General features: G+C 62.7%; 19 protein-coding genes, 1 tRNA gene and 1 pseudogene. 9 read left to right on the top strand and 12 right to left on the bottom strand.

Annotation, left to right across the window (positions count from 1 at the left end; translation table 11 throughout):
* Positions 1-88 precede the first annotated feature (88 nt).
* From hutH to hutI, 3 genes are read right to left on the bottom strand one after another with little or no spacing between them, the layout of a single operon-like run.
* Positions 89-1,600, bottom strand: coding sequence for a histidine ammonia-lyase (gene hutH, locus AC1P6P_RS15240; protein WP_481403292.1), 1,512 nt, complete (start codon positions 1,598-1,600; stop codon positions 89-91).
* A complete protein-coding gene (gene hutU, locus AC1P6P_RS15235; RefSeq protein ID WP_481403291.1) occupies positions 1,597-3,264 on the bottom strand; it encodes a urocanate hydratase in 1,668 nt (555 codons plus the stop codon). The genes hutH and hutU overlap by 4 nt, the downstream gene beginning before the upstream one ends.
* Positions 3,257-4,456, bottom strand: a complete 1,200-nt coding sequence (gene hutI / locus AC1P6P_RS15230; RefSeq protein ID WP_481403290.1) for an imidazolonepropionase — start codon at positions 4,454-4,456, stop codon at positions 3,257-3,259. Before hutI ends, hutU begins: the two co-directional genes overlap by 8 nt.
* 66 nt (positions 4,457-4,522) lie before the next feature.
* On the opposite strand from hutI, the gene AC1P6P_RS15225 reads away from it, so the two are divergent.
* The 3 genes from AC1P6P_RS15225 (at position 4,523) to AC1P6P_RS15215 (ending at position 7,379) form a co-directional block, all read left to right on the top strand.
* Positions 4,523-5,452 (top strand): arginase family protein, encoded by a 930-nt coding sequence (locus AC1P6P_RS15225; RefSeq protein ID WP_481403289.1) that lies wholly within the window; start codon positions 4,523-4,525, stop codon positions 5,450-5,452.
* Positions 5,453-5,512: 60 nt separating this feature from the next.
* Positions 5,513-5,734 carry a DUF3185 domain-containing protein gene (locus tag AC1P6P_RS15220; protein WP_481403288.1) on the top strand — a complete coding sequence of 74 codons (222 nt, stop codon included), beginning with the start codon at positions 5,513-5,515 and terminating at the stop codon, positions 5,732-5,734.
* 118 nt (positions 5,735-5,852) lie between these two features.
* Positions 5,853-7,379, top strand: a complete 1,527-nt coding sequence (locus AC1P6P_RS15215) for an MFS transporter (RefSeq protein ID WP_481403287.1) — start codon at positions 5,853-5,855, stop codon at positions 7,377-7,379.
* Here the strand turns inward: AC1P6P_RS15215 and AC1P6P_RS15210 are convergent, their stop codons facing one another.
* The 6 genes from AC1P6P_RS15210 to AC1P6P_RS15185 form a co-directional block, all read right to left on the bottom strand.
* Positions 7,380-8,432, bottom strand: coding sequence for a LacI family DNA-binding transcriptional regulator (locus tag AC1P6P_RS15210; RefSeq protein ID WP_481403286.1), 1,053 nt, complete (start codon positions 8,430-8,432; stop codon positions 7,380-7,382).
* Positions 8,433-8,532: 100 nt separating this feature from the next.
* Positions 8,533-9,378, bottom strand: coding sequence for an alpha/beta hydrolase (locus AC1P6P_RS15205; RefSeq protein ID WP_481403285.1), 846 nt, complete (start codon positions 9,376-9,378; stop codon positions 8,533-8,535).
* Between the two features lie 32 nt (positions 9,379-9,410).
* Positions 9,411-11,723, bottom strand: a complete 2,313-nt coding sequence (locus tag AC1P6P_RS15200) for a family 65 glycosyl hydrolase domain-containing protein (RefSeq protein WP_481403284.1) — start codon at positions 11,721-11,723, stop codon at positions 9,411-9,413.
* On the bottom strand, positions 11,720-12,403 hold the full coding sequence (gene pgmB, locus AC1P6P_RS15195; protein WP_481403293.1) for a beta-phosphoglucomutase: 684 nt from the start codon (positions 12,401-12,403) through the stop codon (positions 11,720-11,722). The genes AC1P6P_RS15200 and pgmB overlap by 4 nt, the downstream gene beginning before the upstream one ends.
* The gene (locus AC1P6P_RS15190; protein ID WP_481403283.1) at positions 12,400-14,229 is read right to left on the bottom strand and encodes an alpha-amylase family glycosyl hydrolase; all 1,830 of its coding nucleotides are present in this window, start codon (positions 14,227-14,229) and stop codon (positions 12,400-12,402) included. The genes pgmB and AC1P6P_RS15190 overlap by 4 nt, the downstream gene beginning before the upstream one ends.
* A gap of 84 nt (positions 14,230-14,313) precedes the next feature.
* Positions 14,314-17,124 (bottom strand): TonB-dependent receptor, encoded by a 2,811-nt coding sequence (locus AC1P6P_RS15185; protein WP_481403282.1) that lies wholly within the window; start codon positions 17,122-17,124, stop codon positions 14,314-14,316.
* 482 nt (positions 17,125-17,606) lie between these two features.
* Between AC1P6P_RS15185 and AC1P6P_RS15180 the strand changes: the two genes are divergently transcribed.
* Together AC1P6P_RS15180 and glf are read left to right on the top strand one after the other, a co-directional pair.
* Positions 17,607-18,569, top strand: a complete 963-nt coding sequence (locus AC1P6P_RS15180; RefSeq protein WP_481403281.1) for a bile acid:sodium symporter family protein — start codon at positions 17,607-17,609, stop codon at positions 18,567-18,569.
* 234 nt (positions 18,570-18,803) lie between these two features.
* Positions 18,804-19,934, top strand: a complete 1,131-nt coding sequence (glf, locus tag AC1P6P_RS15175; RefSeq protein ID WP_481403280.1) for a UDP-galactopyranose mutase — start codon at positions 18,804-18,806, stop codon at positions 19,932-19,934.
* Positions 19,935-20,166: 232 nt separating this feature from the next.
* Here the strand turns inward: glf and AC1P6P_RS15170 are convergent.
* From AC1P6P_RS15170 to cpdR, 3 genes are all read right to left on the bottom strand, one after another.
* Positions 20,167-20,241: transfer RNA gene (locus AC1P6P_RS15170), tRNA-Val, on the bottom strand.
* A gap of 47 nt (positions 20,242-20,288) precedes the next feature.
* Entirely contained in the window at positions 20,289-20,909 is a 621-nt protein-coding gene (locus AC1P6P_RS15165; RefSeq protein WP_481403279.1) for an energy transducer TonB, read from the bottom strand.
* 204 nt (positions 20,910-21,113) lie between these two features.
* The gene (cpdR, locus tag AC1P6P_RS15160) at positions 21,114-21,473 is read right to left on the bottom strand and encodes a cell cycle two-component system response regulator CpdR (RefSeq protein WP_481403278.1); all 360 of its coding nucleotides are present in this window, start codon (positions 21,471-21,473) and stop codon (positions 21,114-21,116) included.
* 157 nt (positions 21,474-21,630) lie between these two features.
* Here cpdR and AC1P6P_RS15155 point away from each other — a divergent pair, with 157 nt between their 5' ends.
* The 4 genes and pseudogenes from AC1P6P_RS15155 to AC1P6P_RS15140 all read left to right on the top strand — a co-directional run.
* The gene (locus AC1P6P_RS15155) at positions 21,631-22,524 is read left to right on the top strand and encodes an N-formylglutamate amidohydrolase (protein WP_481403277.1); all 894 of its coding nucleotides are present in this window, start codon (positions 21,631-21,633) and stop codon (positions 22,522-22,524) included.
* A gap of 411 nt (positions 22,525-22,935) precedes the next feature.
* Positions 22,936-23,826 (top strand): UDP-2,3-diacylglucosamine diphosphatase, encoded by an 891-nt coding sequence (locus tag AC1P6P_RS15150; RefSeq protein WP_481403276.1) that lies wholly within the window; start codon positions 22,936-22,938, stop codon positions 23,824-23,826.
* A gap of 19 nt (positions 23,827-23,845) precedes the next feature.
* On the top strand, positions 23,846-24,904 hold the full coding sequence (locus AC1P6P_RS15145; RefSeq protein WP_481403275.1) for a glycosyltransferase family 4 protein: 1,059 nt from the start codon (positions 23,846-23,848) through the stop codon (positions 24,902-24,904).
* Between the two features lie 69 nt (positions 24,905-24,973).
* Positions 24,974-25,833 (top strand): annotated as a pseudogene (locus tag AC1P6P_RS15140) (hypothetical protein); the annotation flags it as partial.

Raw genomic sequence — 25,833 nt, 5'->3', positions numbered from 1 at the left:
CCTATTGCACGACCCAGGTCTGCGGCTACGAGCCCTACATCCTGCCGACCAAACCGCGATTCATCTCGATCACCATCAGCCAGAAGTTCTAGAAAATATCGCCGACAAGGCCGGTGAAGGCGCCGGTTTTGACGTGGCCGGTGATGGCTTCAATGTCCGGCGCGAAATAGCGGTCGCGCTCGTAGGGCCTGACCAGGGCGCGGATTTCCTGTGCCGCGCGTTCGAGTTTGGCGGAACTGCGCAGCGGCCGGCGGAAATCGAGCCCCTGGCAGGCCGCCAACAGTTCGATCGCCACGACGCTGGCGGCATTGTCGGCCATGTCGAGAAGGCGGCGGGCACCGTGGGTGGCCATCGAGACATGGTCTTCCTGATTGGCGCTGGTCGGCACGGTGTCGACGGAGGCGGGATGGGAATGCATGCGGTTCTCCGCCACCAGCGCCGCCGCCGTGACCTGGGCGATCATGAAGCCTGAGTTGAGGCCGGACTCTTTGACCAGGAATGCCGGCAGTCCGCTCATTTTCGGATCGACCAGGATGGCAGTGCGCCGTTCGGAAATATTGCCGATCTCGCAGAGCCCGAGCGCGATCTGGTCGGCGGCGAGCGCCACCGGTTCGGCGTGGAAATTGCCGCCTGACACCACGGTGCCGTCGTCGAGTACCAAGGGATTGTCGGTGACGCCCGAGGCTTCGATCTGCAGCGTCTTGGCGGCAGCGCGCAAGACATCGAGCACGGCGCCCATCACTTGCGGCTGGCAGCGGAACGAATAGGGGTCCTGCACCTTGCCGTCGTCGCCGGGGGCGCGATGGGATTCGCGGATTTCTGAGCCGTGCATCAAGCTGCGCAGCATGGTGGCAGTGGCGATCTGTCCGGGCTGGCCGCGCAGCGCATGGATGCGGGCGTCGAACGGCGTGTCGGAGCCCTTGAAGGCATCGGTCGACATCGCACCGGCGACGATTCCCGCGGTGAACACTTTTTCGGTCTCGAACAGGCCGGCGAGCGCAATGGCAGTGGAGACCTGGGTGCCGTTCAGGAGGGCGAGGCCTTCTTTTGGCCCCAGCGTGATCGGCGCCAGTCCGGCAGTGGCAAGCGCTTCGGCCGCCGGCACGACACGGCCCGCGACCCGCGCCGAACCGATGCCGAGCAGCACGCCGGACAGATGCGCCAGCGGTGCAAGATCACCTGACGCACCGACCGAGCCCTTGGACGGAATGCACGGATAGACTTCCGCTTCGACGAGGCGCGCCAGCGCGGCAACGGTCTCGCGCCGGATACCCGACGCGCCGCGCGACAGCGAGGCGATCTTCAACACCAGGATCAGCCGTACGATCTCATCGGCAAGATGGGAACCGACGCCGCAGGCGTGCGACAGCACCAGATTGCGCTGCAGCGCGACCAGATCGTCCTTGGGGATTTCGGTGTTGGCGAGGAGTCCGAAGCCGGTGTTGACGCCGTAGACCGTGGCGCCCGAGGCGATGACGTCGGCAATGGCTTTGGCACCGCGGTCGATGCGGGCAAAGGCCTCGAGCGTGAATTCGAGTTTCGGCGCCGTTTCGAAGATGCCGCGCAGGTCGCCCAGGCTCAGCGGTTCACCGATTTTCATGACGCATCTCCGAGGGAAGGAAGGTTGAGACCTTGAGCACGAGCCGTCGCAGCAGCGCTGTCGTAGCCGGCATCGGCATGGCGCATCACCCCGGTCGCCGGGTCGTTCCACAGCACCCGGGCGAGTCGTTCGGCGGCGTCCGCGGTGCCGTCGGCGACGATCACCACGCCGGCATGCTGCGAGAAGCCCATGCCGACGCCGCCGCCGTGATGAAGCGACACCCAGCTCGCGCCCGAGGCGGTGTTGAGCAAAGCATTGAGCAGCGGCCAGTCGGAGACCGCATCGGAGCCGTCACGCATGGCTTCGGTTTCGCGGTTGGGACTTGCCACGGAGCCGGAATCGAGATGATCGCGACCAATGACGATCGGCGCCTTGAGTTCGCCGCTGGCCACCATTTCGTTGAACTTGAGCCCGGCCTTGTGGCGTTCGCCGAGACCGAGCCAGCAGATGCGCGCCGGCAGGCCCTGGAACTGAATGCGGTTCCTGGCCATGTCGAGCCAGCGATGCAGCGAGGCGTTTTCCGGAAACAGCGCCTTCACCGCCTCGTCGGTGCGGTAAATATCTTCGGGATCGCCCGACAGCGCCGCCCAGCGGAACGGACCGATGCCGCGGCAGAACAGCGGACGAATATAGGCGGGCACGAAACCGGGGAAGTCGAAGGCGTTGGAAACGCCCTCGTCTTTCGCCACCTGCCGGATGTTATTGCCATAGTCGAAGGTCGGAATGCCTTGCGCCGCAAACGCCAGCATCGCTTGCACATGCTTGGCGATGGACGCGCGCGCGGCGGCGGCGACACGTTCCGGCTCTTTGGCGCGGAGGTCTTCCCATTCCGCCAGCGTCCAGCCTTCCGGCAGATAGCCGTTGGCCGGATCGTGCGCGCTGGTCTGGTCGGTCACCGCATCCGGCTTGATGCCGCGGCGCACCAGCTCTGGCAACACTTCCGCGGCGTTACCGACGAGCCCCACCGAGACCGGCGCCTTGTCCCACACCGATTTGGCGATGGTGCGCAAGGCTTCGTCGAGATTGTCGGTGGCGACGTCGAGGTATCCGGTTTCGAGCCGCTTCTCGATGCGGCTCCTCTGGCATTCCACCGCCAGCATGGAAGCGCCGGCCATTGTCGCGGCCAAGGGCTGCGCTCCACCCATGCCGCCGAGCCCGGCGGTCAAAATCCAGCGGCCGGCGAGGTCGCCGCCGTAATGGCGCCGGCCCATTTCGGCAAAGGTTTCGTACGTACCCTGTACAATTCCCTGACTGCCGATGTAAATCCACGAGCCGGCGGTCATCTGGCCGTACATCATCAGGCCATGGCGATCGAGGGCGCGGAAATGCTCCCAGGTCGCCCAATGCGGCACCAGATTGGAATTGGCGATCAGCACCCGAGGGGCGCCGGCATGGGTACGGAACACGCCGACCGGCTTGCCCGACTGGACCAGCAACGTTTCGTCCGGCTCGAGCGCCCTCAGCGCCGCCACGATGCGGTCGAACGCCAGCCAATTGCGCGCCGCCCGACCGATGCCGCCATAGACGACCAGATCCTGTGGCCGTTCGGCGACCTCGGGATCGAGATTGTTCATCAGCATGCGCAAGGCCGCTTCCGCGTCCCAGGTCTTGCAGCTCTTTTCGGGCCCGCGCGGAGCCCGGATGATGCGGGCATTGTCAGTCATGGAAAACCTCCGTGCCGCCGAGCCAGCGCCCGACGAGATGACTGCGGCCATAGGACAAGTCGGCGGGATCGGCAATGTCCCAAACCGCAAGATCGGCGGATTTGCCGACCGCAAGACTGCCGGTTTCAGCCGCTATCCCCAAAGCGCGGGCAGCATTGACGGTCATCCCCGCCAACACCTCAGAAGGCGTCAGGCCGAATACGGTTTCGGCGATCTCTTTCAGGCGCAGCGGCGACTGGATCGGCGAGGTGCCGGGGTTGCAATCGGTCGCCACCGCAATCGGCACACCGGCGCGGCGCAAGGCCTCGATCGGCGGCGGATGGGTATCGCCAAGATGATGGAAGGCATAGGGCAGCAGCACCGCGACGGTTCCGGCCGCTGCCATCGCCGCAACACCCGCCGCACTCAGATGCTCGAGATGATCGGCCGACAGGGCATGGTGCTTTGCCGCCAACGCCCCGCCGCCGAGATCGGAACGCTGGTCGGCGTGAAGCTTCACCCGCAACCCGTGCGCCTTTGCCGCCGCGAAGAGACGTTCGGTCTCCGCCGGCGTGAAGGCGATGGTTTCACAGAACACGTCCACCGCCTCAGCGAGATGTTCGCGCGCCACGGTTGGGATCATCTCGTCGATGATGAGGCGCACATAGCCATCACGATCAGCGGCAAACTCCGGCGGCAGCGCATGGGCGCCAAGCAGGGTCCGGCAAACGCGCAGTCCCGCCGCTTCGCCGACCCGGGCGGCCGCCCGCAGCATCTTCAACTCGTTGGTGAGGTCGAGGCCATAACCTGACTTGATCTCGACCGTGGTGACACCCTCGCGTGCCATCGCCTTCGCCCGCACCAGCGCCGTTTCGGTCAGAGCGTCTTCGTCGGCGGCACGGGTATCGCGCACCGTCGCCATGATGCCGCCGCCGGCCCTGGCGATGTCCTCGTAGCTCAACCCCGCCGCGCGCAAGTCGCGCTCGTGTTCGCGGTTGCCGGCATAGACGAGATGGGTGTGGCAATCGATGAAGCCCGGCAACACCCAGGCGCCACCGAGCGCACGCGTCCTGCGGGCATCGTTAGGCGGCAACGCGGTGCGCGGCCCGACATAGGCAAGGCGTCCGGCTTCGATCGCGATCGCGGCATCGTCGATGGTACCCGCCGAATCCATGGTGGCGGCGCGGCAGTCCGTGAGTAAGATGTCCCACATCGCTGATGATCCTGTCGGGGCCGGTGACGATACATCCTGCAGGCTGGGAAACGAGGATAATCTTCCATGCCCAAAACCAGAGCCGACGCGCCGGAAATGTCCGAAAACAAGCGCTGGCATTCGGTTCGTGACGTGCTCGGCACCCACCCCGGCGCTCCTGTGGCGTTGATCGGTGCGCCGCTTCACCGCGAGTCGATTACGCCCGGCCGCTGCGATCTGGCGCCAAGCGTGTTGCGCGAAACCCTGCGGCGGATGAGCGTCTACGATCTCGAAACCGGGACCGACCTGTCGGGTTTTGCCGTGTTCGATGCTGGCGACATTGCGGTCGCCGATTGCACGCCGGCAGATGCGTTCGCCCCGATCACGAGCGCTGTGGCCGAATATGCCGACCGCCCGCTCACCATTCTCGTCGGCGGCAATAATGCGGTGACACGTCCGGGCGTGCATGGGCTCGACACATCGCTTCAGCGCGTCGGCCTCATCACCCTGGATGCCCATTTCGACCTGCGCGATACCGACGGCGGGCTCAACAATGGCAACCCCATCGCAGCCCTGCTTGAGGATGGCTTGGCCGGCGAGCACATCAGCCAGATCGGGCTTCTACCCTTCGCCAACACCGCCAAGGCGCACGCCAAAGCCCTGGCGGCCGGCATTGCCATACGTACCGCGCGCGACTGCCGCAGGCGCGGCTTCGTCGCCGTTGTGGAACTCGAACTCGCCCGCCTCGCGAAGGTATGCGACGCGATTTATGTCGATTTCGATATCGATGTCATCGATCGCGCCCAGATGCCGGCCGCCCCAGGTGCACGCCCCGGTGGTATCGCAGTGCAGGACTTTTTCGCCGCCGCCCGGCTCATCGCCGCCCACCCCAAAGTCCGCGTCGTCGACCTCGCCGAATTCGACCCCAGCCTCGACGTCGGCTCCATCGGCGCCCTGACCGCGGCACGCTGGTTTGCCGAAATCCTCGCCGGCTTCGCCGCGCGCCCCGCCGACTGAGGCGGAACGCGAACTCAGGCCGCGCGTTCCTACCCGGACCTCGTGGAGCGGAGCGGATTGATGCGTGGAATGGTGTTGATCGGTGCCTTGCTGGCGATCTTGGGCGTGGCGGCACTCGCCTTCGGGCAGGTTCGCTATACCGACACCGAGCCGGTTGTGAAGGCCGGGCCGCTCCAGGTCGACAAGAAGGAAAGCCACGTCATCTCGTTCCCCACCGTGGGCGGCGTGATCCTGCTGGTTGCCGGCCTCGGCTTCGTTTTCGTCGGTATGCGGCGGAACTGACGCGCCGGCGCGAGCCGTTCGGGCAACATACGTATGCAAGGTGGGGGCCCCCCGATTGCCCCCAGCCGATGCCGGCGTACACTCCGGGCCGGGAAGAAACGGCTCAGAGAACAAAAACATGCCAAGCGTCACCCCCAGCTTGACTGGGGCGCCGGTCGCCAGAAAACCGAGCGTCAGCTTTTTCGCGATCTGGAACATGTGCTTCGGGTTCCTTGGCCTGCAGTTCGGATTCGCGCTGCAGAACGCCAACGTCAGCCGCATCTTCCAGACCCTCGGTGCAAAGATCGACGACATCCCGATTTTGTGGATCGCCGCGCCGCTGACCGGCCTCATCGTCCAGCCGCTGGTCGGCTATTTGTCGGATCGTACGTGGACGAAACTTGGCCGCCGCAGGCCGTATCTGTTGGTCGGAGCCCTCCTATCCTCGGCGGCCCTTCTTTTCATGCCGATGTCCCCATTCCTGTGGGTGGCGGCGGTGATGCTGTGGATCCTCGACGGTTCGATAAACACCTCAATGCAGCCGTTCCGGGCCTTCGTCGGCGACCAGTTGCCGACCCATCAGCGGCCGACCGGCTTCATCATGCAGAGCTTCCTGATCGGCACCGGCGCGGTGGTGGCGAGTGCCCTGCCCTGGCTGTTCGAGAAGGCCGGCATCGCCAACACCGCCCCGGCCGGCGTCGTGCCCGATACCGTGCGCTATTCGTTTTTCCTCGGCGCGGTCGTGCTGTTTATCACGGTGCTGTGGACGGTGATTTCGACCCGCGAGTATCCGCCTGAAGAACTCGAAGCGTTCGACGATGCCTCCCCGGAACTTCCCCCAGCCGGAGCCCCCAAGCGCGGCTGGGGTGCTCTTTGGCTGGTCATCGGCATTGCCGGGTTCTGGGCGATGCGCCATTTTGCCGACCGGTTCCAACAGATGTACGGTTTCACGCTCGACAAGCAGCTTTATCTATTGTGGGCCGGCGCCGCCGTTTGGGGAATCGCGCTGTTGCTGCAACGCCCAGGCGAGCCCAAAGGCTTGTTCTCGGCCATCATGCGCAACGTCGAAACCATGCCCGCGGCGATGAAAATGCTGGCGCCGGTGCAGTTCTTTTCCTGGATTGCGCTGTTCGCGATGTGGCTCTATTCGACCAGCGCCGTCGCCCAGACCTTCTACCATTCAATGGACACCAAATCCGTCGCCTACAACGAGGGCGCCAACTGGGTCGGCGTCCTGTTCGCGGCCTATAACGGCTTCGCGGCGCTGGCCTCCGTCGTGCTGCCGACGATGGCACGCACGCTGGGGCGGCGCTGGACGCACCTTATCAGCGTCTGGCTCGGCGGCGCCGGCCTGTTGTCGTTCCTGTTTGTCCACGATCCGGTATGGCTGCTCGCCTCGATGGTGGGTGTCGGCTTTGCCTGGGCCTCGATCCTGTCGATGCCATACGCCATCGTCTCGGACAGCGTGCCGGCCAAGACCATGGGGGTCTACATGGGCATCTTCAATTTCTTCATCGTGATCCCGCAGTTGATCGCGGCAAGCGTGCTCGGCTTCATCCTGAAAGTAGCGTTCCACGACAGCGCGATCCACATCCTGGCGCTGGGCGGGGTCTGCTTCCTGATTTCCGGCGTCCTGGTGCTGCGGCTGCCGAAAGAAAAGGCCTGATCAGCGCTTGGCGCCGCAGGAGCGACGCACGATCAGCTTGGCGGGGAGAACCTGGTTCTCCGCCGCTTCGCCAGCAACCTGCTTCAGCAGCGTGCCGACCAGCGTCTCGCCGGCGAGCCAGGTATCCTGCGCCACGGTGGTCAGCGGCGGATTGACCAGGCTGGCGGCGGGAATGTCGTCGTAGCCGGTCAGCGACACATCGCGCGGCACGTCGATACCGGCATCGCGCAGCCAGTGCAGCGTTCCCGCGGCAATGAGATCGCTGGCGGCAACGATGGCGTCGAACTTGAACCCGCTGGCGATCAGGCGCGCTGCCGCGGCCATGCCGGATTCCTCGGAACTGACCGCATCGATCTGCGGCCCGGGCTCGATCCCGGCGGCTTCCATCGCTGCGAGGAAGCCACGATAACGCTCGGAAAATTCGGGATAGTGATTGGAAGCATCGCCAAGGAAGGCGATCGAGCGCCGCCCCAGGCCGATCAGATGGTCGGTGACGAGACGGCCGCCCTGGAAGTTATCGGAGCCGATGGAAAGGCCCGGCTGGCCTTCCTGGACCGCGCCCCACCGCACGAAGCGCGTGCCTTGCGCCACCAACTGTTCGAGGTGCAGACGATAGGTGAGATAGTCGCCATAGCCGAGCAGGATCAATCCGTCGGCCTTGCCCGAATCCTCATAGTCCTCGTTCCAATCCTGGGCGTTCCGCTGGAACGAGATCAGCAGATCGAACGAGCGCTTGGCGCAGGCACGGGTGATCGATCCCAACATCGACAGGTAGAATGGATTGATCTGCGACGGATCGGGACTGGGATCTTCGAAGAACAGGACCGCGATGGTGTTGGAACGCTGGCGGCGGAGATTGGAGGCGTTTTTGTCGACCTTGTACTTCAACTCGCGCGCGATCGCCTCGATCTTGCGGCGCGTTTCCTCGTTGACATTGGGATCGCCCCGCAAGGCACGCGAGACCGTCGACTGCGACACGCCTGCACGATAGGCGATGTCGAACGATGTCGGCCGTTCGTGTGCGCGAAGCTTTTCGTCCCCGACGCTTTCCATACCAAGCCCTCCAACCCCACTATGGCACATGTTTGGGGAGGCGAGGCAATACGCACAAACGCGAGAGGGCCACACTGATGCACAAATGCAGCGGCTGCGTTCAGTTATTTCCCAGCAGAAACTGAAGCGATTCACCCAAACGCGCCCGCCACGCCTCCTCGCTATGGTCGGCGCCGGGATACGTCTTGGAGACGAAGTCGATGCCGGGTTTCCAACCTTGCTGAACCAAAAGCGAATCGATGCGATCCTGGTACGGGCCATAGGCGGCGTCGAGACCGACAGTGCCGTGATCGAACCAGATACGTCCCGGCCTAAGGTGTTTGTCTCGCAAATAGCCTTCATAGGCTGCGAAAAGCGGCTCATTCGATACCGCGGTACCGGGAATCGCCATGGGCCAATGAGTCGAAAGGCACCCTGCAGCGCGGAACACCCGGGGATATTCCGCCAGGCCATAGAGCGAAACCAGCCCGCCCATGCTCGAACCCATGATGAAGCTGGTTTCGCGCTCTGTACGATAGCGGCCGTCGATGACCGGTTTCAGCACATTCACCAGGAACGCGAGATAGGCGTCGGAAAACGGCGCCGGACCAAGATTTTGCCGGATGGCCGAATCGAGACGCTCGTACGCCGCTTGAGGGTAATACTGGCGGCCGCGCTCCGCACCGCGATGATCGATGCCGACAATTATGATGGGCGGGATCTTGCCCGTCGTAATCAACTCGGCCGCGACCGTATCGACACCCCAGGTTTGACGGTTCCATGACGTTGCCCGCCGGGCGCCGTCGAACAGGTTCTGCCCGTCCTGCATGTAAAGCACAGGATAACGCGCCGTAGCGCCGTCGTAACCCTGAGGCAGCCAGACGGTGACGACCATCGGGCCGGCGCCGGACGCCATCATTTCGGGCGCCAGGAGCGTGCCGGGGCCAGCTTCGGCGGCGACAACCATCAGCAAAGCGGCCAGCCAACGCCACATCGCCGTCAGGCCCGCACCAGACGGGCGCTCTCGCGAACGACGCTTTTCACGATACCCGGAACAAGGGCGTGTTCCTTGCCCCAAACCGAGACCGTGATTGAACTGGGACCGCGATAGAGGATTTCAACCGCATCACGCGTCACCGACACTTCCACCGGCTGATCCTTCCACAACAGGCGGAAGGCATAGCGCTTCCAGCCCGACGGCATCTGCGGATTGAGCGACAGCTTGCCGTCGATGACGCGTTTGCCGCCGAAGCCTTCGATGATGGCAAGCCATGAGCCGCCCATCGACGTGATGTGCAGGCCCTCGTCGACCTCATGGTTGTAGTCGTCGAGATCGAGACGCGACGTCCTGAGGTACAGCGCATAGGCTTTGTCCATCATGCCGAGCTTGGCCGCGAGCACGGTATGAATGCAAGGCGACAGCGAGGATTCGTGCACCGTGCGGGCTTCGTAGAAATCGAAATGGCGCTTCAAGGTGTCGTTGTCGAAGCGCTCTTCGAACAGATACATGCCCTGCAGGGTATCGGCCTGCTTGATGAACGGCGAGCGCAGGATGCGGTCCCAGCTCCAATGTTGGTTGATCGGACGTTCGTTCGGATCGATGTCGTCGGTGGTGACCGGCTCCTTGTCGAGATAGCCGTCCTGCTGCAGGAAGATCCGGCGCTCCGCATCATGGGCAAAATACATGCCGGCGCTGATCGCGGTCCATAGCGTGGTTTCGCCGGCACGATCCAGATGCGTCTTGGCGATGATGTCGGCCAGTCGCCGCGGCGCGGTTTTTTCGACGATGGCAAGGGCCTCGCGGGCGTAGTCGAGACACCAGCACGCCATCACGTTGGTGTACCAGTTGTTGTTGACGTTGTTTTCGTATTCGTTGGGACCAGTGACACCGAGGATGACGTACTTGCCCTTTTGGGGCGAGAAGGTGGCGCGCTGCGCCCAGAAACGCGCGATGCCGATCAGCACTTCAAGGCCGAACTCGGCAAGATAGGCTTCGTCACCGGTGTGGCGGACGTAGTTGTAGATGGCAAACGCGATGGCACCGTTGCGGTGGATCTCCTCGAAGGTGATCTCCCACTCGTTGTGGCATTCTTCGCCGTTCATCGTGACCATCGGATAGAGCGCGGCGCCGTCCTGGAAGCCGAGCTTTTCCGCATTCTCGATCGCCTTGCCGAGATGCTTGTAGCGATAGATGAGCAGGTTTCGCGTCACCCGCGACGGCGCGGTCGAGACGTAGAATGGGATACAGAACGCCTCCGTGTCCCAATAGGTCGAGCCGCCGTATTTCTCGCCCGTGAAGCCCTTGGGGCCGATATTCAGCCGCTCGTCTTCGCCGGTATAGGTCTGGTTCAAGTGGAAGATGTTGAAGCGGATACCCTGCTGCGCCGCCGTATCGCCTTCGATGACGATATCGGAATGGCTCCAGACATCGGCCCATTTGGCGACGTGTTCTGCCAAGAGCATGTCGAAGCCGACCGTTTCGGCCGAATCCGCCGCATCCATCGCCGCGGCCTGCAGCTTATCGCGGGCGTGATCTTCGCTGGTCAAGACGGCGACGTATTTCGTCAGCGTCACGGTTTTGCCCGCCTTGAGCGCGACCGCGAATTGGTTGGCGACATAACCCGCCCGCCCCACGGCTGTCGGTTCGGCACCAGCATCGCAGGTCAGTCGCATCGCCATCCCGACGCGGAAATCGAGTTTTTTGGTCTGGGCAAGCAGGACGCCGCCGGGCGGCGAGGCATCGCTCGCCAGGATGTTCCAGAAGGTCTCGTCGTAGTTGGAGTCGAGGTTCTTGACGTTGCCGTCGAGACAGCCGGAAAGCGTCAGCGCAACGTCGGACAGCGCGGTGATCGCATAGCGCACGACGCCGATTTCAGGCCGCGCCATCGAAACGAAACGTTGCGCCGTGACCTTGACCCTCGCACCACCAACGCTGGCGATGAACTCGCGGGTGAGAAGACCGCGGCGCATGTCCAGTTCACGGCGAAATCCCTCCACCGGGCAGGTGAAAAGATCGAGTTCGGCCCCGTTCACCGTCACGTCGACGCCGATCCAACGGGGCGCATTCAGCACCTTGGCGAAATATTCGGGATAGCCGTTTTTCCACCAGCCGACGCGGGTCTTGTCGGGATAATAGATGCCGGCGATGTAACTTCCCTGCAGCGTGGGCCCGCTGTAGCGCTCCTCGAAATTGGCGCGCTGGCCCATATGACCGTTGCCGATGGCAAACAGGCTCTCGCAGGCCTCATGGCGTTCGGGGTCGAAGCCTTCCTCGATCACCGACCATTCATCGCAGACTGCTTTGCTCGTCATGGCGTCGCCACCGTGTTTTTCTTGTTGTCCCAAGCCATGCGCACACGTGCGAGGGAAAGTTCGCCCAATCCCGCCACCACCAGGTCGGCCTTGGTCAAAATCGCCGGATCGCCAATGCCGATCGCCAGCATACCGCCCGCCTGCGCCGCCTCGATGCCAGCCTCAGCATCTTCGAATACGACGCAAGCACCCGGCGCAAGGCCGAGTTCGGTGGCGCAGTTGAGGAAGACCTCTGGGTCCGGCTTGGTGTGGGTCACCTTGTTGCCGTCCACTACCGCGTCGAACAGGGACGCAATCTTCAACAGGTCGATGATCACGGCCGCGTTGCGGCTGGCGGTCGCGAGCGCGGTCTTGAGACCCGCCTTGCGGCACTCCACCAGGAAGGTGTCAGCTCCGGGAAGAATCTCGGCAGGAGTCATCTTCATCACATACGAAAGATAAAGTGCGTTTTTCTTCTCGGCGATGGCAACCTTGGTCGCGGTGTCGAGCGCCAGCCCACCGATTTCGAGCAGGATCTCCAGCGAACGCGTACGCGAAACACCTTTCAGCCGCTCGTTGTCCTTTTCAGTGAACTCGAAGCCGAGTTCACGCGCGATCTGCCGCCAAGCGATGAAATGGTATTTCGCGGTGTCGACAATGACACCATCGAGGTCGAACAAACAGGCCGATAAACTACTCATGGACGAACCGCACAAATCACATAATCGAGGGGCTTCAGGGAAACATGATAGCTGCCCGGCGCATCCGGCGAGGAGATGCAACCGCCATGCAGCGAGACAAACTTGCGTGACGCCGTGTCGACTTCGACTTGGGCCTCCAGCGGCTTCGTTGACGTATTGTAGGCGATAAGAATTTCGCGGCCGGTCGCCGGATCGATGCGCGAAATCGCAAGCAACCCCGGCTTATCAGAATAGTTCCGCACGATCTGACGGCCGTGCCGCAACGCCGGATTTTCCAGACGCAGACGGGCAAGTTCCTGGATCGTGCGATAGAGCGGATGATCGGTGGTGAAGCTCGACGTTGCCGTGGTGCGGCTGGTGCCGACCAATGGAGTTTCGTTGTATTCCTTGACCTTGGACGGGAACATGTCGGCGCGCGCGCTCATGTCGTTGCCGATCCCGGCAAAGCCCTGTTCGTCGCCGTAATAGACGGTGGGAACACCGCGCATCGTGAACATCATGGCGTGCGCCAAGCTCACACGCTTGAGAATCTCGTCGTCGCTCGCGTTCGGGAATGCCATCCGCGCATACCACGCGAAGCGTCCGGCATCGTGGTTGGATACGAACGTCGGCAGGCTCATCGCCGCCATCGCGCCGCCCTCGTAGAGCGGATCGTTCTCGAACAGGTGGGCAAAATCGACCGTACCGTGATCACCCGCCAGCGTGTTCTTCACGGTGATGGCGAAGGCAAAATCGAGCACTGAAGGCTGACCGTCCACTCGGGTGTGCAGGGCTTGCAGCGATTGGGCGCCAACTTCGCCGGAGATGTTTTCGCCGAAGATATGAAAGTTCTTGATGCCCTTGGCGCGGGCCCGCGCCAGCATAGCCGGCACGAAGGCCTGCATGAATTCGGGGTTGACGAAGCGCGCCGTATCAATGCGGAAGCCATCGACGCCGTAATTGTCGATCCAGCCACCGAAGATCTCGATCATGCCTTTCACGACCACGGGATTCTCGGTCATGATGTCGTCGAGACCGACGAAATCGCCGCGCGTTGCGCTCTCGCCGTCGAACGTGGTGTTGCCGCGGTTGTGGTAATAGATCGGATTGTTGAGCCAATCCGGCGTCTTGGTGTGCTCTTCGCCCTTGGGCACAACCACCGTGTAGGCGTAGTTCGGATCGGTCAAACGGGCGAAGTTGGCCTCGGTCTGAACCGCATCGCCGGCAAAGCCGTCATTGATCGGTGCGCCGTGCACCCCGCCCCGCCGCGTATAAGGATAGTCCGCCGGCGAGCGGTATGGACAGTCCATTTGTTTCGGGCACTCGACGTACTTGATAACGTCCGCCGTGTGGTTGACGACGATGTCCATGTAGAATTTCATGCCGCGCGCATGCACGGCGTCAACCAGCTTCTTGAACTCGGCATCTGTGCCGAAGTGGGGATCGACGTGGTTGAAGTCGGTGATCCAGTAGCCGTGATAGCCAGCTGACTCATTACCGGGATCGCCCTGCACCGCCTTGTTCTTGAACACCGGGGCCAGCCACACCGCCGTGGCGCCCAGCGACTGAATGTAATCGAGACGCTTCAAGACACCCTTGAAGTCGCCACCGTTGTAGAACCCCTTCGAGGTCGCGTCGAATCCGGTCTTGAGGCGGTCGCCCTTGAGATGGCCACGGTCGTTCGAAGTATCGCCGTTCTCGAAGCGGTCGGGAAGCAGAAAATAGATGATCTCGTCTTCCGGGGCGCGGTTGCGCAGTTCCGAAAGTGCCGACACTTGCGCTCCGGCAGGCGATGTCATCGAGGTCAGTGCAAGAGCGGCAAACGCCAGCGGCGCAAGCTTCCGCATAGAAAATCTCCCGGCTGCCGCCGTCAGGTTAGAAAGAACCCCCGCCGGCGTTTTGCGGCCGGCGAGGGTATCATGTACTCGCTATCAGTTCATCTTGTAGGTCACGCCGAACAGGAAGGTCGTGCCGTACTTTTGATAGTCGTGAACCTCACGGGAATCGTTGAGATCGCTGTTGAACCGCAGATAGGAGATCTGGGACTGGTTCAGGATGTTGTTGACCTGGAACAGCACCGAAAGCCCCTTCATCGAGCCACCCTGGAACTCGTAGCCGATCTGGCCGTCGAGCCACGACTGCGGCCGGATCATGGTGAGTTCGCGAGACGCACCGAAGCCGGTCACTTCACCGAGGAACTTCGAGCGGTAGCTGTCGTTGAGGCGGACCGAGAAGCCGTTGTTCTCGTAGTAGATCGTCACGTTGTTGACGAGCTTGGACAGACCCTCGAGCGGTCCCTTGGGGTCGTTCGGATCGCGCTTAATGGAGGAGTCGGTGTACGACATGTTGCCGGTGACGCCGAAGCCGTCGAGGTAGTCGGAGAACATATCGCCCGTGACCGCGAAGCTGACTTCGAAGCCAGAGATGCGACCACCCTTGCCGTTCACATACTGGGTGACCAGACCCGAGCGGGTGACCGGCGCGATCGGACCGGTGTAATCGAAGCCCGTGAAGTTATAGAGCTCGCTCTTCTGGTAGATGTAGCTTTCCAGCATCTTGTGGAAGCCTGCGACCGACAGGTAACCGGCGCGGCCGAAATAGTACTCGTAGGAAACGTCGAGCGCTTCGGCGAGCCAGGGCTTCAGCCGGGCATTGCCGACGCTGCCGCCCCAGACGCCCTTGTTGACCATATCAACCGGTACCGACGGGTTGACGAAGTAGAAGGCGTTATTGGCGTCGTTGAAGTTGAACTCATTGGAAACCGACATCTGGTCCATTCGGGCCCGCACGAGTTCGCGGGCAACGCCGAGACGGATCTGGTTGTTCTCGTCGAGCTTGGCCGTCAGGTTGATGCTCGGCAGCGGCTGTCCGTAGTTGGTCTGGTCGTGCAGCTGCTGCTCGACGCCGACCACCGACGGATTGGCGGCCCAGCCATCGGAACTCTGGTGGGTTTCGACGAACTGGATGCCGGCGTTGCCGACCACCGGAATGTCGGCGACCGAGGTGTCAATGTCGGCGCGGACATAGGCGGTGTAGGTCATTTCGTCGACTTCCCAGCCCTTGGTCTCGACGTCGGCATGGGTCCACGGCAACTTCACGTAGAGGCCGTCACGCAGCATCGATTCCGAGTCCCAGGAAATCATGCTCGGGATGCCGAAATACGACAGGCCGTGCGCGTCGCCGAAGCGATACTTGTCGGGCACCGCAGTCGAGACGTTGTGGCCCGGAGCGCTGTTATTGGCAGAGGTGACGATGAAGTATTCCTCGGGCGTCATCGACTTGTGACGGTTCGAGTAGTTGAGACCGAAGCTGAGCTTCGCGATCGGGCCCCACTTGGCGTCGTATTCCGCCGCCAGCTTGGCGGTGGTCAGATGGTCGCGGACGTGCTGATAGTTGAGATAGCCGTCCTGGCCACCCGGAGGATTGCCCCAGCCCTGCGACGAGGTCAGCAGCATGGTGTTGAAATCACCATAGTTCAGCTGCGAACCGGTGACCCGCTCGACGTTATCCTGGCCGACGACGAAGCTCATCTGGTCGGTAGCACCAGCGCCCGACCTGCCGGTGCCAGCATAGGCTTCGAACCACTGGTCTTTGCGCTGGACGTTGGAGTGCGCCACGTCCGCGGTCAGCGTCCACTGGCCGGCGGTGTAAACGTTCTTCCAGCCGATAGCGAAAAGGTTGTTGTTGTGGCGGTCCATTTCCTGGCGCAGCACGGCCTTGACACCGGAGCTGTAGGGATTGACCGGATCGGTGTTGAGATAGGTGACGTACTTGCCGGCCGTGACGAAACCATTCGTCACCGTGAAGCCCGGCGCCAGATCGATGCCACGACCATACGAGTCACCGCCCCAGCCGTAGAGCGGAGATTCGTCGCGGACGAATTGTTGCGCATCCTTGTACTGGGTGAAGAAGAAGTCGATCGTCGATTCGAGGTTTTCGTTCGGGCGATACTGCAGCGTGGCCATCGCGGAATTGCGCCGCAGGTCGTCGGTATTGGCCTGCCACTTGGCGCCGCCGACGAGAAGATCGGCCGACGGAACGCCAACGACCGTGCTCGTCGGGGGAAGGCTCGTGCGATTATTGCCGTTGGTGTAGCCCCACGGCTGGTATTCGATAAACTGCTGGGGTGAATCCATCAGCGCAACGCCGAGCGTCAGACCGAGCTTGCCGTCGGCAAACTGGTCGATGTAGGTGGCGTTGACGCGGTAGCCGTACTTGTTGGCGTCCGGCAGCAGCTTGCCCATCGATCCGGTTTCGCCGCGGCCACCGATCGAAAGCACCGTATGGTCGTAGTCGAGCGGGCGCACCGTGCGCATATCGACCGTCCCCGACAGGCCCTGGCCGATGAGATCGGCAGTCGGGGTCTTATAGACGACGACGCCGCTCATCAATTCGGCCGGATACTGGTCGTATTGGGCAGAACGGTTGTTGGAGGTCGACACCATTTCGCGGCCGTTCAGCAGCGTGGTCGAGAAATCGGGCGCGAGACCGCGGATCGAGATATCCTGGGCGCGGCCGTTAAGGCGCTGGGCGGTCAAGCCCGGCAGGCGCGAAATCGCCTCGGCGATCGACTGGTCCGGCAGCTTGCCGATGTCCTCGGCTGAGACGGCTTCGACGATCTGCGTCGATTCCTTCTTCAGCGCGATGGTGTTTTCGAGACTGGCGCGGAAGCCCGTCACGGTGACGGTTTCAGTGGCTTCTTGTGCGAATGCGCCGCTTGTCGCCAGCATGAGGACGGCCAAACTTGTCGCCGTCGTCCCAAGAACCGCGCGAATGCTAGGCGCGCGCGAAGTCTTCAATGTCATAGAACCCTCCCAGTTTTCCCCCCTTACGAAGCCGCGGCGGGAATTATTCCGTAACCGGGTTTTCCGGCTACTTGTTTCGGCGGGGAGGATTATCCGCAGCGCTCAAGCGCTCAACCGCATGCATACGTATTCATGGCTTCTTTGTGGCATGAATACGAATGCCTGTGGCAGTTCTGCCTTAGGCATTTCTACGGAAGGAGCGTCCGATTGCCGCGATCATCTGACTCAAGTTTGATGCGTATCCGGACGATTTTTCTCAAGTAAGAATTGTGATAGCGCAACCAGCACTATGGTTGCGAACGAAACCGTCGCCGCTGCGGCCGAATTTTGCAGGAAGATGCCAAAGCGCGCTCCGGTCTGGTATTTCCGATTTACGAGCGAATTGCCAAGGCGTGCGTCCGACCCTAGAACGGCCAACCATGACCAGGCTGTTTCGACTAGATCCGTTCCTGGCTGCCCTGATCGCGACCGTGGCAGCGGCCTCGCTCTTCCCGGCTGCCGGGCGGTTTGCGCGGATCATGGCGGACGCGACCGATGCGGGCATCGCGCTTCTGTTCTTCCTGCACGGCGCCCGGCTGTCGCGGCAGGCGATCGTCGCGGGCATCGGCGCCTGGCGCATCCACGGCTTGGCGCTGGGCACGACCTTCCTGTTCTTCCCCGCCGTCGGACTGGCACTGAAGGCGATCAGCGGTGCATGGCTCAATCCCATCATCGCCGACGGGATCGTGTTTCTCTGCCTGCTGCCGTCGACCGTGCAGTCTTCGATCGCCTTCACCTCGATCGCGCGCGGCAACGTCGCGGCAGCTGTCTGCAGCGCTTCGGCGTCCAACATGCTGGGAATTTTTCTGACCCCTGTCGCAGTGGGGCTGCTGTTGCTGCGAGGGGCCGGCGGCGGATTTTCACCTGCCGCGCTGGGCGCTGTCCTGCTGCAGCTGCTGGCGCCATTCGTGCTCGGACACCTGTCGCGGCCGCTGACCGCCGCCTTCGTTGCCCGTCACAAGGCGATCCTCGGCAAGGTCGATCGCGCCACCATTCTTTTGGTCGTCTACACCGCCTTCAGCGCCGCCGTGATCGAAGGCCTGGGGCACCGCTACAGCCTGTCCGATTTGGCGACGACGGTCGCGCTCGACGCCGTAATCCTCGCTTTGGCGCTGGCGTTCTCGGCCGCTATCGCGCGCCGCGCCGGCCTTTCCACCGCCGACGAAACGGTGGTGGTGTTCTGCGGATCGAAGAAAAGCTTGGCGTCCGGCGTACCGATGGCAGGCGTCCTATTTCCACCGGCGCTGCTGGGGCCGATGATCCTGCCGCTGATGCTGTTCCACCAGATCCAGCTGATGGTCTGCGCCGTGCTGGCGCAACGCTACGGCACCCGCGCCGACTAGAGTCCGAAGGTGAGCGCCAGTTCGAGGGCAAATCGCAGCCGCACTCCGGCGATCGTTCTGGGACAAGTGGTCGGCTTTATTCCGCTTTTGCCGAGCCGCTGGTTGCTGCCTCTCGTTGACACCGACAATTCGATCGGCCCTACCAGGGTGCCGTTGCGATCACCCGCGGCGGCTATCGAACGCGCATTGCAGCCGCAGTAATCCTTCGAATAGGTTCGGACGCCGGCCTCGCCGGTGAAGGAGGACTTCGTGGGTCGAAAAGTTCTGGTCGTCGGTGCCGGCTATGCGGGCACCGTGTGCGCCGAACGACTGGCACAGGCCGGAGCCGATGTTACCGTGATCGACAAGCGCGGCCATATCGGCGGCAATGCCTATGACGAGACTGACGCGCATGGCGTTTTGGTGCACCCCTATGGGCCGCACATCTTCCACACCAATTCGCATCGTGTATTCGATTATTTGAGCCGCTTTACCGACTGGCGCTTCTACGAGCACCGGGTCCGCGCTTCGGTCGGCGGCCGGCTCTATCCGTTCCCGCTCAACCGCACCACCATCAACCGCCTCTATGGGTTGGCGCTATCGGAGCAAGAGGTAGCGGCTTTCTTCGAGCGCGTTCGCCAACCGCGCACCATCATCCGCACCAGTGAGGACGTCGTCCTGAATAGTGTCGGCCCCGATCTTTGCGACAAATTCTTCCGCGGCTATACCCGCAAGCAATGGGGCCTTGATCTGTCGCAGCTGATGGCAGGAGTCGCGGCTCGAATTCCCACCCGCACCAACGACGACGATCGCTATTTCACCGACACCTATCAGCAGATGCCGGCCGGTGGCTATACCGCCATGTTCGCACGCATGCTCGACAACCCGCGGATCACGGTAAAGCTCGGCACCGCCTTCACCGGGATTGGCGCCTGCGAAGCCTACGATCATATCTTCTATAGCGGCCCGATCGATGCCTTCTTCGACCGGCGCTTCGGCGCCCTGCCCTATCGCAGTCTCAACTTCGAGCACCAACATCTGCCGAATACAGCGAGATTCCAGGAAACCGGGACGATCAATTACCCCAACGACTTCGAGTTCACCCGCATCACCGAATTCCGCCACCTGACCGGACAGGCGCACAGCGGCACTTCGATTGTGCGCGAATATCCGCAGGCCTCAGGCGAGCCCTATTATCCGGTGCCGCAGGCGGAAAACGAGGCACTGTTCAAGCGCTACGAGGCGCTGGCTGCAACGCTGCCGAACGTGTCGTTCGTGGGGCGGCTGGCACAATACCGCTACTACAATATGGACCAGGTCGTCGGTGCAGCGTTGGTAGCGGCCGAGCGCATCATCGGAAGGACCGGCGATGACAAAGTGAATTGAGAGATTTTGTCAACGCGATGCCGATGCTGCCGCCTCCTATCGGGACCAAACGGCCCGACACGCGGCCCTGAGGCGCCATTCGACCTATCTCCGGTCGCTATCGAGGATTTCATTACTGAATTGAATAATCCTGCGCGTGGGGAGGAGCTGGCGCCGGATACTCTCAAGATTCTCTTAAATCCATCATCCCACCTTGATTCCGAAAACGACGAATTTCCTTTTGGAATCAAGGTGGTGGGCGGTATAGGGATCGAACCTATGGCCCCTACCATGTCAAGGTAGTGCTCTCCCGCTGAGCTAACCGCCCGCCAGACGGGGCTGGGTGTATAACCTCCGCCCGGCGGGAAACGCAAGTCAGCCGGCGTTCTTCAGGCTGAACTTGACCGCGACATCGACAGCACTCGGGACAGCGACGCCGCCGCGCCACGCTGGCTGATAGCGCCAGCGCCCGATCACCCAGCTCTGGGCCGCCCGGTCGAGGCTGTCGGAGCCGCTGCTGCGGACCACTTTGGCATCAACGACGCGCCCGTCGGTCCCGACCGTGAGCCGGAGCAGCACGGTTCCCTCATTGCCGAGACGAACGTCCATCGCCGGGTAAGGAGGAATAGTGTGGGTTCCCACGAGCGTCAGCGGACCATGGTCGGCCGGCCCGGCGGGCGGGTTCGGACGGATCCCGGTAGTGAAGTCGGTCGGCGCCGTGGGCCGTTCCTGGCCCTCATCGACGACGAACTTGGGCTCCGGCACGACGACCTCCCTGAGCTCGATCTGCGGCCCGGCAGGCGGCGGTGTCCGCGGCTTGGTCGGTTCGCGTTCGATGCTGACTTTGAAGGGATCGGTGACGACACTTCCGAGCTTGATGTCCAACCCTGCCACCAACGCCCAGACGAAACCGGCCTGCAGCAGACCGGCGAACAACAGACCCACGGCGCGCTTGGAAAAGCGCCCTTGCGCCGCTTTGGCTTGAACGTGTTGCATGCTTGCCTCCCCCAATCATGAGGGACCGAAGGGTCCCTGACGGTCCTGACGGGAGTCTCGCGGAAGGCGAGCGTCTCTCGCCGGAACGACAAAAGGCTGAGCGCGGTTGACGGCGTCATTGCGGAGCGAATGCGGCAGGCTCACGTCAAAGGCGAGCCCGTTTCGCGTTCACGCGGTTCGGTACTTGTCGGCAGGGGAACGCGATCAGGCCGCCATCATGCGTTCGACTTCGGCCACGATCTCACGCAGGTGGAAGGGCTTCGACAGCACCTTGGCCTGCTTGGGCGCGTTGGAGGCCGGATGCAGCGCTACCGCCGCGAAACCGGTGATGAACATGATCTTCATCGCGGCATTCATTTCGGCGGCGCGCTTGGCCAGTTCGATGCCGTCCATGCCGGGCATGACGATATCGGTCAGCAGCAGGTCGAAGGCGGTTTGCTTCAGCGTCGACCAGGCATCCTGGCCGTCGCCGTAATCCGACACGTCGTGACCGGCGCGCGTCAACGCCAGCGCCAGGAACTTGCGCAGGGACTCGTCGTCTTCGACCAATAGGATGTGCGCCATACGCCGCCTCGCCCGAACGAACTAAAGCCTATAATCGCACTTCCGTAAATGCCGGTTAACGCCGCCCAGGGCAAGCATTTGTCCTTATCGACCTTAACCCGCCGCGCGCACGGCGCTTGATGACGCACCGGGTTAATGGTCCACTCGGGACGTGAGCATGTCCGCCCCATCCTCGACCGATCCAGTCCTCGCCCGCCTGGAGAAAAGCCCGGTGCGGCTGGTCCGCCCGCCAGTGCAGCGCCTTCCGTTCGTTTTTGCCTCGCCGCATTCGGGCCGGACCTATCCGCAGGATTTTGTCACCGCCAGCGCCTTGTCGCCGCTGGCCTTGCGCCGCTCCGAGGACGCTTACGTCGACGAACTGTTCGGCGCCGTAGTCGAGTTCGGCTGCCCGTTCGTCACCGCCGAATTTCCGCGCGCCTATGTCGATGTCAACCGGGCGCCCGGCGAACTCGACCCCGACATGTTCGATGCGCCGCTCGAGGTTGCGGTCGAAACCCCGGGACCGCGCGTGCAGGCCGGCCTCGGCGTGATCCCGCGGGTGGTGCGCGACGGCATCGGGATTTATCGCGGCCGGCTCGATCCCGGCGAAGCCGAACGACGTCTTGCGCTGCTCTACCGACCCTATCATGCAGCATTGGCAACGCTGGTCGAAGAAACCTGGCAACGCTTCGGCTGCGTGGTGGTGATCGACTGCCATTCGATGCCTTCGATTCCTGCCGTACCCGAAATGGTGTTCGGCGATTGCCACGGCACCGCCGCCACTCCCGCCCTGATCCGCCACGTCGAGCGCGCGTTCTCAGCACAAGGCTTCGCCACTGCCCGCAACGCGCCCTATGCCGGTGGCTACACCACGCACCTCTACGCCCGGCGCGACGTCGGCGTGCATGCGCTGCAAATCGAAATCAATCGCGCTCTGTATCTCGACGAAGAGGCGGTCACCAAGGCGGCCCGCTTTGCCGGCATCAAGGGGCGCATCACTGCTGCGTTGCGCCAGCTGTTAGCAATCGACACCACACAGCTGCGGCCCTCCCGCCCCGAAGCGGCGGAATAGCTGCCCGTAATCGCGCCATGCGCACCCGAGAGGCACTGCGGCTTAAAGAAAAAAGGCCGCTCCCGGAGGAGCGGCCAAGTTCAGGGAGGAAACGCCCAGGAAGGGCCGCGGTAGGAACTACCGCGCTGCAACAATATGCCAGTCCGGCTGCTTGTCTGCAAGGGTATTTTAAGCTCCGGAATGATCGAAGTTCAGAAGTTGAAGCCATTGTAATGTCGCAATAATTTCATATCTGCATATTACTTAGGCATTGTGCGCTGCACCGTTGTGCACTGCGGAATTTGCGAACCGTTATTATACGGACTGGAATCAACAGCACCGGAGTCACATCACTGTTGCGCATCTGCAAAAAGATTTTCGCGTTCGGGGGGTAGGCACAACAACAGCGAACGAATCGCAAGGACTGGTCCCATGGCTGTGCGCGATTGGCGAGTTTTGGCGTTCCTCAAACTGCCCGACGGCGATCGCGGCAGCAAACCGGGTCCAGCCGCCACGCCGATGGCCCGCCGGCACCGCACCATGTTCGTCTCCGACGTCCACCTCGGCACCCGCGGCTGTAAAGCCGAGCTGCTGGCCGATTTCCTCGCCTTGAACAGCTGCGACACGCTTTATCTGGTCGGCGACATCATCGACGGCTGGCAACTCAAGCGTCGCTGGTATTGGACCGCGGACCAGACGCGCGTGATCCAGGAAATTCTCAAGAAGGCCGATGAGGGTACCCGCGTCGTCTACATTCCGGGCAATCACGACGAATTCCTCCGCCGCTATGTCGGGCGAACCATCAACGGCATCGAGATCGCCGCGGATGCCATCCACGAAACCGCCGACGGCAAGAAGCTCTGGGTGCTGCACGGCGACGTGTTCGATTCCGTGATCGGCTATGCCAAATGGCTCGCCCACATCGGCGACCGGGCCTACAGTTTCGCGCTGGCGTTGAACGACCGGCTGCACGAGCTGCGCCGCCGCGCCGGCTTGCCCTATTGGTCGCTGTCGGCGTGCCTGAAACGGGCGGTGAAGAACGCCGTCGAATACGTCTCGCGCTATGAAGACATGGTGGCGCGGGCCGCCGCGGCGAAAGGTGTCGACGGCGTGATGTGCGGCCATATCCACCACGCGGAAATCCGCCGCATCGGAACCATTCTGTATCTCAACGACGGAGACTGGGTTGAAAGCTGCACAGCCCTTGTCGAAGATGGGCGCGGACATTTGGAGATTCTGCGCTGGGCAACATCCGCTCCTCAGGACGATCCTGCCGGCGTCATCGCGGACGCCGAAGGTGAAGCTGCGCTTATACCCGCGTAGACGACGGGAACGGCGGCCAATGCCTGCGGGTATCGGCCAGGCCGAATGGCATGCTGCGCTCCAAGAGCCGCTCAAGGTGATGATCGTCACCGATGCCTGGTCACCCCAGGTCAACGGCGTCGTGCGGACGCTCGAGATGCTGGGCAAGGAACTGCGGGCGCTTGGCCACGAAGTTCGCTATGTCACGCCGGAGGGGCGCACGACGGTGCCACTGCCGACCTATTCGGAAATCCGCCTGTCGCTGTTTGCCCAAGCCACCTTGGAACAGGAAATCCGCGACTTCGCGCCCGACGCGATCCACATCGCCACCGAAGGCACGCTCGGCATTGGCGCCCGCAAGGTCTGCCTGCAGTACGACATTCCGTTCACGACCTCGTTCCACACCCGGTTCCCGGAATACGTGACGGCGCGCTTTCCCTTCATCCGCGAAGAGGCGGTCTATCGCTTCCTGCGCTGGTTCCATGGACCCGCCACCGCCATGATGGTGGCGACCCCCGCCCTGAAGCGGGAACTCGAAAGCCACGCCTTCAAGAACCTGAAAATCTGGTCGCGCGGGGTCGATACCGAGCAGTTCCACCCCCATCCCGGCTACCACCTGCCCTATCCCGGTCCGGTGTGGCTTTATGTCGGCCGGATTGCGATCGAGAAAAATATCGAGGCGTTCCTCAAGCTCGACCTGCCCGGCACCAAGGTGCTGGTCGGCGACGGTCCGGCGCGCGCCGCCCTGGCCAAAACCTATCCCGAGGCGAAGTTCCTGGGGCCCCGCGCCGGCGAGGCGCTGGTGGAAGCCTATGCCGGCAGCGACGTGTTCGTATTTCCGTCCAAGACCGACACTTTCGGCCTTGTCATGCTGGAGGCGCTGGCCTGCGGCACGCCGGTGGCCGCCTACCCGGTCCAGGGTCCGGCCGACGTCATCGGCGCTGCCCCGGTCGGGGCGCTGGACGACGACCTTGCCATGGCCTGCCGCACCGCATTGACGATCAGCCGCGACGACGCCCGGGCATTTGCCGTCCGCAACAGCTGGCGGGCCTGCACCGAGCAGTTCCTGTCCAACATTGCCATCGACCACGAGCCATAAGCCCCACTCTTCCGCGGCGGCAAAATGCGCTAGAACGGTTGCCGGTTGCTTCGGCGCGCGGTCGTATTCATGCAAGCAGGCAGTAATTTCACCCAGGCTGAGCGCCTCACGCCGGCCGAAAAGGCGTTTCTCGGCGCCTCGCTCCTGATCTGGACCGCCTACACGGTCTGGTTGGGCAAGGACACGTCCTGGGATTTCCGCAACTATCACTGGTACATCCCCTACCAGCTCCTCAACAACCGTTTGCCGGTCGACATCGCTGTGGCGCACCAGGGCAGCTACTACAACCCGCTCTCCGACGTGCCGTTCTACCTTCTGGCCCGCTACACGACGTCGTGGTTCGCGATCACCGTCCTGGGGTTCATCCAGGCGCTCAACATCGTGCCGATGTACCTGATGGCGCGCTCGTGCCTGAAAACGGCCGACCGGGAACTGGCGGCGGCGGCGCTGTCGTTCTTCGGCATGACCGGCGGCATGATGCTGACGCTCTACGGCACGCACTATTACGACAATGCGCTGTCGGTCTTCACCCTGACCGGACTTGCCATCATCGTCATCCGCCGCCGCGAGATGGCCGAAGGCCCGCTTCTCGCGGTCGCCAAATGGTGCGGGCTGGCCGGCCTTCTCACCGGTTTCGCTGCCGGCCTCAAGTTGCCGATGGCACCCTATGCGATGGGATTTGCCGCCGCCCTGATCGCCGTCGGCGGTTCGCGCACGCACCTGCTGACGCGACTGGCGGCAGGCGCCGTCGGCGGCATCGCCGGGTTCTTCGCCGGCGCCGGTTACTGGATGCTGAAAATGCAGGAGGTGACCGGCAATCCGCTGTTTCCGTATTTCAACGACTACTTCAAGTCGCCGCTGGCGCTGAGCTCGCCCTATCGCGACATGCGCTTCATGCAGCACGGCTTCTGGAACATCCTGGATTATCC

The sequence above is a fragment of the Rhizomicrobium sp. genome (assembly GCF_056722145.1).
This window is presented reverse-complemented; position numbering and strand designations above follow the sequence as displayed.